The following is a 15,612-nucleotide window of genomic DNA, read 5'->3' on the forward strand; positions in this document are numbered from 1 at the left end:
GAAAACCCTAGGTTTCAAAGGTTTTCGGTTGAATTGTTGAACGTTTTTGTACGCTATTTAAAACGATTCCAAAAGCTGTAGGAATGTTTGTGAAACAATCTGCTGGACTGTATTTTTGTAGTACTAAATTAAAAACGTAATTAAATGGGAATCATTTCCTCTTCTATCGCCAGAAAAGTTGCTATGGCACTTTCTGGTTTGTTCCTTGTATTGTTTTTAGGTCAGCATTTTACAATTAACCTCACGTCGACCTTCAGTCCTGAAACATTTAATGAGTTTTCTCATTTTATGGGAACCAATTTTTTGGTACAGGCAATTCTTCAACCTGTATTGATTTTTGGGGTTGTTTTTCACTTTGTAATGGGTTTCATTCTAGAAGCGCGTAACCGTTCTGCTAGAAAAGTAAGCTATGTGAGTTATAAAGGAAACGCCAATTCTAGCTGGGTAAGTCGTAATATGATTTATACCGGTATCGTGGTTTTGGCCTTTTTAGGTCTTCACTTTTACGATTTCTGGTTTCCTGAAATCGCTTATAAGTATATCGAAGCAAACCCAAGTGACGCTACCCGTTATTATGGTGAGTTGGTAGAAAAATTCCATAGCCCTGTAAGAACCGGATTGTACGTGCTTTCATTTGTATTCTTGGCGTTGCACTTGTATCACGGTTTTGCGTCTTCTTTTCAATCGGTAGGCTTTAACAATAAATACGCGAGAGGACTTAAGAAATTTGCTAAGGTTTATGCAATTGCAATTCCGGCCGGATTTATTTTCATCGCGTTGTTTCATCATTTTAATCACTAGACGATGTCAGAATTAAAATCAAATATTCCAGAAGGTCCTCTTAAAGATAAGTGGACAAAACATAAAAACGATATAAACCTAGTTAACCCTGCTAACAAACGTAACATTGATGTTATCGTGGTAGGAACAGGTCTTGCCGGTGGTAGTGCTGCCGCAACACTTGCAGAGCTAGGGTATAATGTAAAGACATTTTGTTATCAGGATTCTCCACGTCGTGCGCACTCTATTGCAGCGCAAGGAGGGATCAATGCAGCAAAAAACTATCAAGGTGACGGGGATTCTAACTATCGTCTTTTTTATGATACTGTAAAAGGAGGAGATTATCGTTCGCGTGAAGCTAACGTATACCGCCTTGCTGAAGTATCTGCAAATATTATCGACCAGTGCGTAGCGCAAGGGGTTCCTTTTGCTCGTGAATATGGTGGGTTGTTAGACAACCGTTCTTTTGGTGGAGTTTTAGTTTCCAGAACCTTTTATGCTAAAGGACAAACTGGGCAGCAGTTGCTTTTAGGAGCATACTCTGCGATGAACCGCCAGATCAACCGGGGTAAAATAGAGGCTTTTAACCGCCACGAGATGTTAGATCTAGTTCTTGTAGACGGTAAAGCACGTGGAATTATAGCAAGAGACTTAGTGACCGGTGAGATCGAAAGACACTCGGCACACGCAGTAGTATTGGCGAGTGGAGGTTACGGAAACGTATTCTTTTTGTCTACTAACGCGATGGGAAGTAATGTGATGGCCGCTTGGCGTGCACACCGTCGCGGTGCTTATTTTGCAAATCCTTGCTACACGCAAATTCACCCAACGTGTATTCCTGTTTCTGGAGATCATCAATCTAAACTGACCTTGATGTCAGAGTCTTTGCGTAATGATGGTCGTATTTGGGTGCCAAAGAAAAAAGAGGATGCAGAAGCGATACGTGCAGGTAAATTAAAACCAACCGATCTTAAAGAAGAGGATAGAGATTACTATCTAGAACGTCGTTATCCTGCCTTTGGTAACTTGGTGCCACGTGATGTAGCTTCTAGAGCAGCAAAAGAACGTTGTGATGCCGGTTTTGGAGTAAATAAAACAGGAGAGGCCGTTTATCTTGACTTTAAGAGCGCGATTATGCGTTATGGTAAAGAGGAAGCCTTGATTCACGGAAATCACAATCCTTCAGATAAAGAGATTTACGACTACGGTAAAAAGGTAGTTGAGAATAAATACGGAAACTTATTTCAGATGTACGAGAAGATCGTTGATGAAGATCCGTATACCACACCAATGATGATTTATCCTGCGGTACATTATACTATGGGAGGTCTTTGGGTGGATTACAACTTACAAACCACAATCCCGGGTTGTTATGCGGCCGGTGAGGCAAACTTCTCAGATCACGGGGCAAACCGTTTAGGGGCTTCGGCATTGATGCAAGGTCTTGCGGATGGATATTTTGTACTTCCATATACGATTGGGGATTATCTTTCAAAAGATATCCGTACCGGAAAAATACCTACAGATTCGCCGGAATTTGATCAGGCAGAGAAAGACGTTCGCGACCGTATGACCAAATTGATGAATGGTAGCGGTAAGCATTCTGTAGATTATTACCACAAGAAATTAGGTAAGATTATGTGGAATAAATGTGGAATGGCACGTAACGCAAAAGAACTTCAGGAAGCTATGGATGAGATTGCTGAATTGCGTGCAGATTTCTGGGAAAATGTAAAAGTACCGGGAAGTTTAGACTCTAAAAATGCTGAATTAGAAAAGGCCGGAAGAGTGGCAGATTTCTTAGAATTGGGAGAGCTTTTTGCAAAAGATGCCTTAACAAGAAATGAATCTTGTGGTGGTCACTTTAGAGAAGAGTATCAGACTCCTGAAGGAGAAGCATTGAGAGACGATGAGAATTTTAGTTTTGTTTCTGCTTGGGAATACAATGACAATCCAAGAGAAGCAAAATTGCATAAAGAACAATTAACCTTTGAAAACATCGAGGTTAAAACACGTTCTTATAAATAACATTTAACAACTAAAGTTTATGAAACTTACGTTAAAAATATGGCGTCAGGAAAACGCTAAAGCTAAGGGAGCAATGAAAACCTACCAGATCGATGGTATTGAAGGTGACATGTCTTTTTTAGAAATGCTAGACGTTTTAAATGAAGACTTAATTAATAAAGGAGAGGTGCCTGTAGAATTTGATCACGATTGTCGTGAGGGAATTTGCGGTAGCTGCTCATTACAAATTAACGGGGAACCACACGGGCCAGATCGTTTAGTAACGACCTGCCAGTTGCATATGCGTAAATTTAACGATGGTGATACCATTACCATAGAACCGTTTAGAGCAACAGCTTTTCCTGTGATTACTGATTTAATTGTAGATCGTACTGCTTTTGATCGTATTCAGCAAGCAGGAGGGTATATCTCTGTGAATACCTCAGGAAACACGATTGATGCAAACAGTATTCCTGTAAACAAGCATGATGCAGACGATGCTTTTAGTGCCGCTACGTGTATTGGTTGTGGAGCTTGCGTTGCTGCTTGTAAAAACGCAAGCGCGATGCTTTTCACTTCCGCTAAAGTTTCTCAGTATGCGTTATTGCCGCAAGGTCAGGTTGAAGCTGTAGAGCGTGTAGAGAATATGGTACGTCAAATGGATCTAGAAGGTTTTGGTAACTGTACCAATACCGGAGCTTGCGAGATAGAATGCCCAAAAGGAATTTCTCTGGAAAATATCGCGCGTATGAACCGTGAGTATCTAAGTGCTACTACAAAAGGATAAAAGTGTATTGGCACCGTCAAAGGATTTAATACTGCGAGGGGTGCCTCGAAATTGAAAATTCGTTCGCAAGCAGTCTCGTGGTCTTGCCCAGAGCTAGTTTACTTTTAAACATAAAAAAGAGCTTGTGAATTCACAGGCTCTTTTTTTATGCGCAATATTCGAGCTATCCAAATAACCATTCTACCACATCGTTCATTTTAGCAACGCGTACGATGGTGATGCCGTAATTATTCTTCGGCACTTTACAGTATTTAGAGATCATTATGGTACCGAAGCCTAACTTTTCTGCTTCAAGAATGCGTTGTTCTACACGTGTTACCGGTCGTATTTCTCCCGCGAGACCTACTTCGGCGGCAAAACAAATGTCTTTGGCTACCGAAATATCTTCGTTACTCGATAAAATAGCGGCAACCACGGCGAGATCTATAGCAGTATCATCTACTGAAATTCCACCGGTGATGTTTAAAAAAACATCTTTTGCACCTAGTCTAAAGCCTGCACGCTTCTCTAAAACGGCAAGAATCATATTCAGGCGTTTGGCATTGTAGCCGGTAGCGCTGCGTTGTGGTGTTCCGTATACTGCTGTGCTCACAAGCGCTTGAATTTCTATCATAAGCGGGCGCATACCTTCAAGTGTCGCAGCGATCGCAGTTCCGCTTAAGTCTTCATCATTTTTAGAAATCAATATTTCTGAAGGGTTAGAAACCTCTCGTAATCCACTGCCTTGCATTTCGTAAATCCCGAGTTCGCTGGTAGAACCAAAACGATTCTTATGTGCGCGAAGAATTCGATACACATGGTTTCGGTCTCCTTCAAACTGAAGCACGGTATCTACCATATGTTCCAGAATTTTGGGACCGGCGATATTTCCATCTTTGGTGATGTGGCCGATTAAAATTACCGGTGTTGCGGTCTCTTTAGCAAATTTGATGAGTTCTGTAGTCGTTTCTCGTATTTGTGATATACTTCCCGCACCGCTTTCAATATAATCGCTGTGCAGCGTTTGAATGGAATCGATGATCACGATATCCGGATTCACCTCTTCAACTTGCTTAAAAATGTTTTGCGTTTTGGTTTCGGTTAAAATCAAACAATTTTCTGCCGTGGGATTGATGCGTTCTGCACGCATTTTAATCTGCTGTGCGCTTTCTTCTCCCGAGACGTAAAGCGTGGTGTAGGGCAGGGTTAATGCAATTTGAAGCATCAGCGTACTTTTACCTATTCCTGGTTCTCCACCTAATAAAGTAAGTGAGCCCGGAACAAGGCCACCTCCTAAAACGCGGTTGAGTTCATTATTTTCAGTATTTAAACGTGCATCTTTTGTGGTGTCAATTTCCTTGATGCGTTGTGGTTTTGCAACACGTTTTGTGGTTTGTGTTTCGGTTTTCCAGCCGGTTTTTTCAGCTTTTTGTACCACTTCTTCTGCGATGGTATTCCATTCTTTACACGAGGTGCATTGCCCTTGCCATTTGGCAAATTGAGCGCCACAGTTTTGACAGAAAAAGGTTGTTTTAACTTTTGCCATTAATATCCAAAATCATCTTTAATTTGTTGCGCACGGGCAACAAGTATATCTTTATTAATATCGCCGATTTCTTTTAAAACGAGTGCGCCTTCATACGTGCGCATCGCTTTTTTAGGCTCTCCGTTTCCTTCGTAAGAGCGTCCTAAATAGTAAGGGCCTAAAATTGTTTCGGGATATTCTTTGCTGGCTAATTTGCCTAAATTTTCAAAACCATCCCAATCTGATTTTCGCTCGAGCGCCGCGGCAATTGCAATAAAATCATTAATTCTGATTTTATCGTCTAAGCCGAAAAGATTCTGCATCGTATCATATTTTTCGATTAGATAGTCGTAAGGCGCGTCTACTTTGAGAATTTTTTCGGTGAATTCTTTTTTACTGATGGGCCTGTATACTGCAAAAACTTTCTCTAAAGCGCTGGGAATGGCACGTCCTGCAAGGGAATAATGTGTAGCATCTTGAAAATCATCAAAATAATAATAAAAATTTTCATTTTCAATTCCATTTAAAGCTTGATGCAAAGCGAGTGTTTCTTCTCTTAGTGAAGGAATATCTTCGGTGCTTGTAGCTTGGTAATAAAAGATCTGCTGTTCAGTCTGAGTTAGAATAGTAGTGAGACGATCACTCATTTGCGGAGCTAAATCAGGACTCAGCGATATGTAGGCTTGAAACAGAGGTGGATTTTTCATCAAATAATAATTTGCAAAACCCGCGGTTGCGTCGTGGCCTACAACTACATTAAAAGGAGCGAGACGGTATTGTTTGTTGAGCCACGGAAGAAGTTCCATTCCTAAAAACTCAAAGAAATCGGCTCCTTGGTCTGTGGGGAAATAATTTGAATCATCATAAACCGTGTCATCCATTCGGTTGGGTTGCATCACACCCACAATGATGGCTTGTGGCATATCTTCCCAATAGCTGTAATAGTCGGCATTTCCGGCTACGGGCTCAAAAAGATAATCGCCATCAAGCACAAGAATTACGGGGTAATTCTTGTCTTCGTTAGCTTCGTAATTACGGGGTAGCTGAATTTTGACATTTCGGGGTTCGTCAAATTTTGAAGAAGGAACCGACTCATAGATAACTTGAGCCTGAATGCTGCTGTAAAAAAGCAGCATAAGGAATAGTGTTTTTTTCATAGAAAGGTAGATTAAGGTAGTGTGAATTTAAGGATTATTCACAAGCTAATCACAAGGCTTTTCCTAAAGTGATGTTCCTATTTTTTACGATTGAGAATAGGTAGGAATAAAAAAGAAAGCGCTCCAAGTACCAAAACAAGTAGGGTTTGCGATCCCCAAACGATCCAGCCAAAGGCCTCGCCTCCTTCTTTGCTGTAACCAAAAAAGACAAACAGCGCTCCAATGCTAATTGGGTAAACGCCAATACCTCCATTGGTGACCGAGATGGCAAAGGAACCGATCACAAAAGCAGCGAGAATCACTGCAGTGGAAGCGTAAGAAATTTCTGGAATAGTAAATTTAATAACCCAGAACATCAGGACATACATAACCCAAATAAAAAGCGTGTGACCAATAAAGGCCCATTTATTACGCATATTTAGAATGCTCTGCATTCCTTCGATAAGGCCGTTCATGAAGTTTTTAAGCTTCACTAAAATGCCTGTTTGCGCCCGTTGAATAATTTTGAAGCCGATGACGATTCCGCCTACGGCGAAAATAAGAAAGGCAACAGTGTAAAGCGGATTTATGTTTTGCTCTTTAAGGTAGGTCAGAAGCATATCGGTTTGTAAAGTGATGGCAAAACCTACCACCAGGAGCAGCATTATAAAATCTGCAATACGCTCTGAAATTATAGTGCCAAAAGCTTTCTCAAAAGGTACCTCTTCATAAGTGGTTAGTAGAGCTCCGCGCAGGAATTCGCCGCTTCGCGGAATTCCCAAATTGGCAAGATATGCAGCCATAACCGCCATAAACCTATTGCTTAGTTTTGGGTGATACCCCATAGGTTGTAAAAGATACTGCCAGCGGTAAGCTCTTGACAAATGACTCAATGTGCCAAAAACCAAAGAAGCAGCGATATAGACGGGGTTGGCGCCTTTAATGTTTTTCCAAAGGGTGGCGCGTTCTTTAGGAGTGGCAGCACTTAGCGAATAGTAAATCACCAAAATACCAATACCTAACGGGATCGCAACCTTTAAAAATTTTATGAAGGATTTTTTGCTCAATTTAGTTGAGCAAATTAGTTTCTTCGTTTGGGAAAACCAGAGAAGGCTTAAATGCTTTAGCTTCTTCCAGCTCCATAAAAGCATAGGTGATTAGAATAAGAATGTCGCCTTTAGCTACTTTACGAGCCGCAGCACCATTTAGGGTGACTTCGCCGCTCTTGCGAGGTCCCGGTATCGCATAGGTTTCTAGGCGTTCACCGTTGGTAACATTTACGATTTGTACACGTTCGCCTTCGATCACTCCAGCGGCATCCATAAGATCTTCGTCTATGGTAATGCTACCAATATAATGCAATTCGGCGCCGGTAACTTTTACTCGGTGTATTTTAGATTTTACAACGTTAACTAACATGGTGTAAAAATAGGTTTTTTAATTTAGGGCAATATTGTCGATGAGTCGCACATCACCAGCAAAAACGGCTATAAATGCCCGGTATTTTTCATCCGGTTTTTTTTGGGTTGTGTGCGCAAGAGTTGCTGCGTGAGCGATCTCAAAATATTCGAGTTCGAGTTGCTCTTTACTTGCAAATTCCTGTTCAACAAAATGTACAACATCTTCAACGCTTTGGTCGTTAAAATGTTCTTTAGCTTGCATTAAGGTTTTGTAAATAAAGGGAGAGGCTTCACGCTGTTTTTCAGTAAGTCTGGTGTTTCTTGAGCTTTCGGCAAGACCGTCTTCATGTCGGCTAATGGGGCAGCCAATGATTTTTACAGATAGCTTTTCGATCTCAACCAACTTGTTAATGATTTGAAGCTGTTGATAGTCTTTTTCTCCAAAGAACGCCATGTCTGGGTTTACGATTTCAAAAAGATATTTCAATACGGTTGCGACTCCTTCAAAATGACCCGGTCTAAATGCGCCTTCCATCACTTGATTGAGTCCTTCAAAATCAAAATCTAACGCTTTGACGTTGTTACCATAAATCGTTGTCGTGCTTGGTGCAAAAACGAGCAATTCTGGGTTAATGCTTTCTAAAAACTCCAGATCTTTCTGCAAATCTCTAGGATAGGTCTCCAGATCTTGTGGATTGTTAAATTGGGTTGGGTTTACAAAGATGCTCACCACTACCACATCACAATTTTTGAGCGCGAAGTTAAATAGACTGGCATGGCCTCTGTGCAAAGCGCCCATAGTAGGTACAAAACCTATTTTTAAGCCATTTTCTTTGTGTTTTGCAACAGCGCTAGAAATTTCTGGTCTATTGGTGTATACGTGCATCCCGATTAATTTAACAGGCGGCAAAATTACTATATTACTGGCAATCTGCATAAAATTTAGTAATTTTGCGTGTTTTTTAGCCTTAACAGAAACTTAGAAGCACATTTATGAAAAATAAGAGGATATTGTACGTATCATCTGAAGTTATACCGTATTTGCCAGAGACAGAGATCGCATCTATGTCGTTTGAGGTTCCTCAAATGGTAAATAGTAAAGGAGGTCAAATTCGCATTTTTATGCCTAGATATGGTAATATTAATGAGAGAAGACACCAGCTTCACGAAGTGATACGGCTTTCCGGAATGAATTTGGTCATAAATGACTTTGATATGCCGCTTATTATTAAAGTAGCCTCTATACCTAAAGAGCGTATACAGGTTTATTTTATTGATAACGAGGAGTATTTTAAGAGAAAAGCTACGTTTACTGATGAGGATGGAAACTTATTTGCAGACAATGATGAGCGTGCGATATTTTTTGCAAAGGGTGTGGTTGAGACCGTAAAAAAACTCAATTGGGCTCCAGATATCATACATGTTCACGGTTGGTTAGCTTCATTACTTCCTTTATATCTAAAGCAGTTTTATGCGAGCGAGCCGCTTTTTAAGCAAAGCAAAATTGTGACTTCTGTTTATAATACAGGATTTGAAGACACGTTAAATGAGCAATTAATTGATAAAATAGCTTTTGACGGAATAGAAAAAGATTCAATTGCTGAGCTTGAAAAGCCTTCTTATGAGAATTTGATGAAAGTGGCGATCAAAAATTCTGATGCTGCGATCATTGGTTCTACAGACCTAAATGAAGAGCTTGCTCAATACCTGAATACTACTAAAATCCCTGTGCTTCCTTACAAAAAACGCGAGGAGTTTGCGCAGGCGTATGAAGAGTTCTATACCACCAAAGTGCTGGATTAAAAAAACAAAAAAACGAATGAAATTGAATACGGTGTTGACAAGAACATTAGGATTACTAATGCTTCTTTTTGTTTTCTTTTCTTGTGAGGATGATTTTCTTGAAGTAGGTAGTGGTATTGTAGATGATAGTAATTTTACATCTGGTAACGAGAATTATCCTGTTGTAGCTTATAGTGAGCGTTTTTTTGACTCTGTAGGTGTTCAAACAAATGGCTTGAGTGCAGGTGCGCTTGGTTTTTATCAAGATTCTATTTATGGTACGACTACGGCTTCAACACTTAGTCAGGTAGATTTAGGTACTTATAATTCTACTTATGGTACAGATCCTGTTATCGACTCTGTGGTTTTTGAAATGCCTTATTACAGCACAGCAAGTTTAAACAGCGATAATGAGACGGTTTATGAATTAGATTCGGTTTATGGTACCGCGCCTATTCGCTTGACCGCATTTCGATCTAACTATTTTCTGAATAGCAACAGCGCGCCAGATTTTGAATCTGGGGCGGTATATTATTCAAATGAATTGACCGAATTGAATGGTGTTGAGGGAGATACCTTGTTTCAAGAAACTTTTGCGCCATCAAATGAGCCGGTTGTTACTGTAATCGAAGCGGCATCAGAGGCTGAAGATGATGAAATAACAACTTCATCGCCGCGTTTACGTCTACGCTTAGATCAGACCACTTACGGGGAGACTTATTGGAAAGAAGTCATTGTTGATCGTTCTGGAGATGATGTGTTATTTAACTCAAATTCTTTCAGAAATTATTTTAGAGGAGTTTATTTAAAAGCTGAAGCTGTAGATAATACAGGTTCATTCTTCTTGTTTGACAAGGCAAATACTACAATAGCGATTTATTATACCTCAGGAGCAGAAGATTCTAGAAGACAATCTAGTATTACTTTAACTTTTGGAGGAAATTCTGTCGTAGGTTATGAGAATGACTTCAAAGAAGCCATCAAAACCGAACTTACCGGGATCGACAAAGAGAACGGGGAAGAAAACCTATTTTTAAAAGGAGGCCAGGGTAGTATGGCTGTGATCGAACTTTTTGAAGATGTAGATGATGACAACAATGGTATTCCTGATGATCTTGATGCGATGCGAGCGCAACAGCGTCTTATAAGAGAGGCAAATCTTGAATTTTTTGTTGATCAAGATAAGATCGCGGCATATGCAGGAAATGCTGTTTCAGAGCCACAACGTGTTTATATTTATAATTTAGAAACGAATCAGCCTTTAGTCGATCTTACAGCAGATGCAACAATCAGTTCTTCTGGTGCGATTACTTCAGTAGGTACAACGCATTTAGGTCCTTTAGAATTAGATGATAATGGTCAGGGTGTTAGTTATAAAATAAGAATTACCGAGTTTTTAAAGGATTTACTAGATCCTGAGAATGATGATCCGGCGACAAAGTTAGGATTGGTGATTACTCAAAATGTGCTTTCAACTTCTACGGGAGCTATTGAGGGAAGAACCGATACAGACACGCCCAATCGAGTGCCTTACGCATCGATTATAGCGAATAGAGGAACCATTCTTTACGGAAGTAATGTAAATGTTCCTGAAGCAAAACGACTGAAGCTAAAAGTTTTTTATACCGAAGCTTCTAATTAAATTTGTTTTATGTGCGGAATTGTAGGTTATATTGGTCATAGACAAGCGTATCCTATTGTTATTAAAGGATTGCAACGTCTTGAGTATCGTGGTTATGACAGTGCCGGTGTGGCCATTTATGACGGAGACGAAATTCAACTTTGTAAAACAAAAGGTAAGGTTGATGACCTTAAAGCAAAAGTTGATGCTACAATTAACGCCGAAGGAACTTTAGGAATTGGTCATACCCGTTGGGCAACGCACGGTGTTCCTAACGATGTCAATTCACACCCGCACTATTCTAACTCTGGCGATTTGGTGATCATTCACAATGGAATCATTGAGAATTACGACGCCATAAAACAAGAACTTACCAAACGCGGATACACTTTTAAATCTGATACCGATACTGAAGTATTGGTGAATCTCATAGAAGATGTACAGCGTAATCAAGATGTTAAATTAGGAAAAGCGGTTCAGATCGCTTTAAATGAAACGGTAGGAGCTTATGCTATTGCTGTTTTTGATAAGAAAAAACCTAACGAAATTGTTGTGGCTCGTTTAGGAAGTCCGCTAGCAATTGGGATTGGTGAAGATGAATATTTTATCGCTTCAGATGCGTCGCCGTTTATTGAATACACAAACAATGCTCTTTATTTAGAAGATGGAGAGATGGCTGTGGTGCGCAGAGGAAAGGAAATCAAAGTCTTCAATATTCAGGATGATAAGATAATCAGTCAGCCGTACATTCAAGAATTAAAATTAAACCTTGAGCAGATCGAAAAAGGAGGTTATCCTCATTTCATGCTTAAGGAAATTTACGAGCAGCCTCAGGCGATACGCGATACGTTTAGAGGGCGTATGCGCGAGAACAAAGGCATGATAAAAATGGCCGGGGTTGATGATCATATCGATAAATTTATCAATGCAAAACGTCTGGTGATTTTAGCCTGCGGAACTTCTTGGCATGCCGGTCTAGTTGCCGAATATATTATCGAAGAACTCGTGCGCGTGCCTGTTGAGGTAGAATATGCTTCTGAGTTTAGGTATCGCAATCCGGTGATCGATAAGGATGATGTGGTAATCGCTATTTCTCAGAGTGGTGAAACTGCAGATACGATGGCGGCGATGAAGTTGGCCAAAGAAAAAGGAGCTTTTGTATTTGGTGTTTGCAATGTGGTAGGTTCTTCGATCTCTCGAGAGGCACACGCCGGTGCGTATACACACGCCGGTCCTGAAATTGGCGTTGCTTCAACAAAAGCATTCACTACGCAAATCACTGTACTCACTTTATTAGGATTGAAAGTGGCTAAAGCCAAAGGGCGTATTTCAACTTCAGATTTGCATATGCATCTTGAAGAATTGCGCTTAATTCCTGAAAAGGTAGAAGAGGCTTTAAAAAGCAATGACCACGTAAAGGAGATTGCAGAAGTTTATAAAAATGCTTCCAATTGCCTGTATTTAGGTCGCGGATTTAACTTCCCGGTTGCTCTGGAAGGTGCTTTAAAACTAAAAGAGATTTCATATATCCACGCAGAAGGTTATCCTGCTGCTGAGATGAAGCACGGTCCTATCGCGCTTATCGACGAGCATATGCCGGTGATAGTTATCGCTACACGCCGCGGTCATTATGATAAAGTGGTAAGTAACATTCAGGAGATCAAAAGCCGAAAAGGTAAGATCATCGCTATTGTTACTCAAGGAGATGTTACCGTAAAAGAACTTGCAGACCATGTGATCGAAGTTCCAGAAGTGATGGATTCGATGTCTCCTCTGTTAACTACGATTCCGCTGCAGTTATTATCTTATCACATTGCAGTGATGCTCGGGAAAAATGTAGATCAGCCGCGTAATTTGGCTAAAAGCGTTACCGTAGAATAGCGATTTTCAGCTTTGTTGCGACTTCTTTTTAGTTGGCTGTATTCCTGTGCGTTATCACTTCTCATTATACTTTTGTTAACGCTAAAGAAATTCAATAAAAGTCTTTTAGGTTTTTAAATATTAAAAACTATCTTTGCACGACGAAAAAAATCGGGGATAATTAGGTTTGAATTGATTTTTTCGGCTACATATTTTGCTAAACATTAAATAGTTAAGAATGTCAAAAGTTACAGGTAAAGTTGCCCAAATTATCGGCCCTGTTGTAGATGTTGAATTTGCAAACAATGCAGATCTTCCTAAAATTTATGATTCGCTAGAAATTACTAAAGCAGACGGAAGCCTTTTAGTACTTGAAGTGCAGTCTCACGTTGGTGAAAACACTGTAAGAACAATCGCGATGGATTCTGCTGATGGTTTGAGCAGAGGTGCTGAGGTAGTTGCTACCGGTGCTCCTATTCAAATGCCTATTGGTGATGATGTATACGGGCGTTTATTTAATGTGATTGGTGATGCTATCGATGGTATCGGAGATCTTCCTAAAGCAGGAAAAGATGGTCTTCCAATTCACCGCGAAGCACCAAAATTTGAAGATTTATCAACTTCAACTGAAGTTTTATTCACAGGTATTAAAGTAATCGACTTGATTGAGCCTTACGCAAAAGGAGGTAAAATTGGTCTTTTCGGTGGTGCAGGTGTTGGTAAAACCGTATTGATTCAAGAGTTGATTAACAATATTGCAAAAGGTCACGGTGGTCTTTCTGTATTTGCCGGAGTAGGTGAGCGTACGCGTGAGGGTAACGATTTACTTCGTGAGATGCTTGAGTCTGGTATTATTAAATACGGTGAAGACTTTATGCACTCTATGGAAGAAGGCGGTTGGGATCTTACTAAAGTTGACAAGGCTGCAATGAAGGAGTCTAAAGCAACTTTCGTATTCGGTCAGATGAACGAACCACCAGGAGCACGTGCTCGTGTAGCGCTTTCTGGTCTTACCATCGCTGAATATTTCCGTGATGGAGCAGGAGACGGTCAAGGTAAAGACGTTCTTTTCTTCGTTGATAACATTTTCCGTTTTACGCAAGCAGGTTCAGAGGTATCGGCACTTTTAGGTCGTATGCCATCTGCGGTAGGTTATCAGCCTACATTAGCAACCGAAATGGGTGCGATGCAAGAGCGTATTACTTCAACTAAAAAAGGTTCTATTACATCTGTACAGGCGGTTTACGTTCCTGCGGATGACCTTACTGACCCGGCACCGGCTACAACCTTTGCCCACCTTGATGCAACAACTGTACTTTCTCGTAAGATTGCTGAGCTTGGTATTTATCCTGCGGTTGACCCGCTAGATTCTACTTCTCGAATCTTAACTAAAGAAATTCTAGGTGCAGATCATTATAACTGTGCTCAAAACGTAAAAGAGCTTTTACAGCGCTATAAAGAACTTCAGGATATTATCGCGATTCTTGGTATGGAAGAACTTTCTGAAGAAGATAAGCTTGCAGTAAGCCGTGCTCGTCGTGTACAGCGTTTCTTATCGCAGCCATTCCACGTAGCAGAGCAGTTTACGGGTATCCCTGGGGTATTGGTTGATATTAAAGAGACTATCAAAGGTTTCAACATGATTATGGATGGTGAGTTAGACCACCTTCCAGAAGCTGCCTTCAACCTTAAGGGTACTATTGAAGAAGCGATCGAAGCTGGAGAGAAAATGCTTGCGGAAGCGTAAAAATTGATTTCATTTCCACGAAGGTGGAAATCTTATCGTATTGATTTGAATAGTTTTCCGCCTACGCGGAAAAGATAAATGAAAATTTTATGCATTTAGAAATAGTAAGCCCTGAAGCAACCTTATATAGCGGAGAAGCTACTTCGGTTATTTTACCGGGAACTGACGGAGCGTTTCAGTTGTTAGACAATCACGCAGCTATCGTTTCTCTTTTAGAAGAAGGTGTTGTGAAAGTTAAAGGAGCTACGCTTTCAGATAAGGCAAAAAAGCATTTCACTGCCGGTAAAGAAGCTGGTGAGTTTGTACTCGCTATCAAATCGGGAACGGTTGAAATGAATGATAATAAAGTAATTGTTTTGGCAGATTAAGCTGAAATAATTTAAGAATAGAAAAGCGCTTAATTCTACTGAATTAAGCGCTTTTTTTATTGACACTGCTTAACGTACTTTAGCATCTATGAAGTCTGCACATACACTGGTTTTGAATCAAATGAACCGATCCTTGCTCGTTAGGGTTTTTGCAGCCTTATTATTCACCTTTGCCTGCTTTTTGATTTTCCTCATCTATTTTATCACCTTTCAAACCGTATATGATTTAAGCAAGGAAAGCGATTTTGTAAGTTGGGGAAAAGACCTTAAATCAGTGTTGGTTTTTCTAATCCTTTCCATAGGTTTAGGTTTTTATTTAGCAAAGCGAAAGCGAATCCTTTTTAATACAACAACCCATAAATACAAAGAAGAATACTACATAGGTCCATTTTACTGGGGAAATTGGTCAAGCTACGAAGGCTTGAAAATGGTTGGAATTTTTAAAAATTCAAAGAATGTTTACGAGGTGAATATTTGGTTTACCAATTCTAGACACTTAAAATTTGAAAAATTTCACAAGGAAGAAGATGCTCTAGCCGAAGCAAAATACTTGGCTAGAACCCTTTCTTTAAGCGTCTGGAATGCTTCAGATCCCAAAAATGGGCACTACCTTGACTAAT

14 protein-coding genes are annotated in these 15,612 nt (G+C 40.2%); 9 read left to right on the forward strand and 5 right to left on the reverse strand.

The window, feature by feature from the left end; all coding sequences use genetic code 11:
- Nucleotides 1–144: 144 nt before the first annotated feature.
- Genes WA338_RS01035 through WA338_RS01045 form a run of 3 tightly spaced genes read left to right on the forward strand, consistent with a single transcriptional unit; the run spans nucleotide 145 to nucleotide 3,574 of the window.
- A complete protein-coding gene (locus WA338_RS01035) occupies nucleotides 145–801 on the forward strand; it encodes a succinate dehydrogenase cytochrome b subunit (protein ID WP_009778521.1) in 657 nt (218 codons plus the stop codon).
- 3 nt (nucleotides 802–804) lie between these two features.
- Complete coding sequence (locus WA338_RS01040) at nucleotides 805–2,808, forward strand: fumarate reductase/succinate dehydrogenase flavoprotein subunit (RefSeq protein WP_009778522.1); 2,004 nt, start codon at nucleotides 805–807, stop codon at nucleotides 2,806–2,808.
- A gap of 19 nt (nucleotides 2,809–2,827) precedes the next feature.
- On the forward strand, nucleotides 2,828–3,574 hold the full coding sequence (locus WA338_RS01045) for a succinate dehydrogenase/fumarate reductase iron-sulfur subunit (protein ID WP_009778523.1): 747 nt from the start codon (nucleotides 2,828–2,830) through the stop codon (nucleotides 3,572–3,574).
- A 163-nt stretch (nucleotides 3,575–3,737) separates the two neighbouring features.
- Here the strand turns inward: WA338_RS01045 and radA are convergent, their stop codons facing one another.
- The 5 genes from radA to panC form a co-directional block, all read right to left on the reverse strand.
- Nucleotides 3,738–5,099 (reverse strand): DNA repair protein RadA, encoded by a 1,362-nt coding sequence (gene radA / locus WA338_RS01050; RefSeq protein ID WP_009778524.1) that lies wholly within the window; start codon nucleotides 5,097–5,099, stop codon nucleotides 3,738–3,740.
- Entirely contained in the window at nucleotides 5,099–6,235 is a 1,137-nt protein-coding gene (locus WA338_RS01055; RefSeq protein ID WP_272987101.1) for an alpha/beta hydrolase, read from the reverse strand. Before WA338_RS01055 ends, radA begins: the two co-directional genes overlap by 1 nt.
- 77 nt (nucleotides 6,236–6,312) lie before the next feature.
- Nucleotides 6,313–7,281 (reverse strand): lysylphosphatidylglycerol synthase transmembrane domain-containing protein, encoded by a 969-nt coding sequence (locus WA338_RS01060; protein WP_272987099.1) that lies wholly within the window; start codon nucleotides 7,279–7,281, stop codon nucleotides 6,313–6,315.
- A 1-nt stretch (nucleotide 7,282) separates the two neighbouring features.
- A complete protein-coding gene (gene panD / locus WA338_RS01065) occupies nucleotides 7,283–7,633 on the reverse strand; it encodes an aspartate 1-decarboxylase (RefSeq protein WP_072981173.1) in 351 nt (116 codons plus the stop codon).
- 18 nt (nucleotides 7,634–7,651) lie between these two features.
- Complete coding sequence (gene panC, locus WA338_RS01070; protein WP_272987096.1) at nucleotides 7,652–8,500, reverse strand: pantoate--beta-alanine ligase; 849 nt, start codon at nucleotides 8,498–8,500, stop codon at nucleotides 7,652–7,654.
- Nucleotides 8,501–8,607: 107 nt separating this feature from the next.
- On the opposite strand from panC, the gene WA338_RS01075 reads away from it, so the two are divergent.
- The 6 genes from WA338_RS01075 (at nucleotide 8,608) to WA338_RS01100 (ending at nucleotide 15,611) form a co-directional block, all read left to right on the forward strand.
- Nucleotides 8,608–9,417: a glycogen/starch synthase gene (locus WA338_RS01075; RefSeq protein WP_040532462.1), complete on the forward strand. Its 810-nt coding sequence runs from the start codon at nucleotides 8,608–8,610 to the stop codon at nucleotides 9,415–9,417.
- 16 nt (nucleotides 9,418–9,433) lie between these two features.
- Nucleotides 9,434–11,038 (forward strand): DUF4270 domain-containing protein, encoded by a 1,605-nt coding sequence (locus WA338_RS01080; protein ID WP_009778530.1) that lies wholly within the window; start codon nucleotides 9,434–9,436, stop codon nucleotides 11,036–11,038.
- 9 nt (nucleotides 11,039–11,047) lie between these two features.
- Nucleotides 11,048–12,898 carry a glutamine--fructose-6-phosphate transaminase (isomerizing) gene (glmS, locus tag WA338_RS01085; protein ID WP_009778531.1) on the forward strand — a complete coding sequence of 617 codons (1,851 nt, stop codon included), beginning with the start codon at nucleotides 11,048–11,050 and terminating at the stop codon, nucleotides 12,896–12,898.
- Nucleotides 12,899–13,115: 217 nt separating this feature from the next.
- Nucleotides 13,116–14,624 carry a F0F1 ATP synthase subunit beta gene (gene atpD / locus WA338_RS01090; protein WP_009778532.1) on the forward strand — a complete coding sequence of 503 codons (1,509 nt, stop codon included), beginning with the start codon at nucleotides 13,116–13,118 and terminating at the stop codon, nucleotides 14,622–14,624.
- Nucleotides 14,625–14,713: 89 nt separating this feature from the next.
- Nucleotides 14,714–14,992 (forward strand): F0F1 ATP synthase subunit epsilon, encoded by a 279-nt coding sequence (locus WA338_RS01095; RefSeq protein ID WP_009778533.1) that lies wholly within the window; start codon nucleotides 14,714–14,716, stop codon nucleotides 14,990–14,992.
- An 88-nt stretch (nucleotides 14,993–15,080) separates the two neighbouring features.
- On the forward strand, nucleotides 15,081–15,611 hold the full coding sequence (locus tag WA338_RS01100) for a hypothetical protein (protein ID WP_272987093.1): 531 nt from the start codon (nucleotides 15,081–15,083) through the stop codon (nucleotides 15,609–15,611).
- The last annotated feature ends 1 nt before the right edge of the window (nucleotide 15,612 follow it).

The organism is Leeuwenhoekiella sp. CH_XMU1409-2 (assembly GCF_037029365.1).
GTDB classification, from domain to species: Bacteria; Bacteroidota; Bacteroidia; order Flavobacteriales; family Flavobacteriaceae; genus Leeuwenhoekiella; species Leeuwenhoekiella blandensis.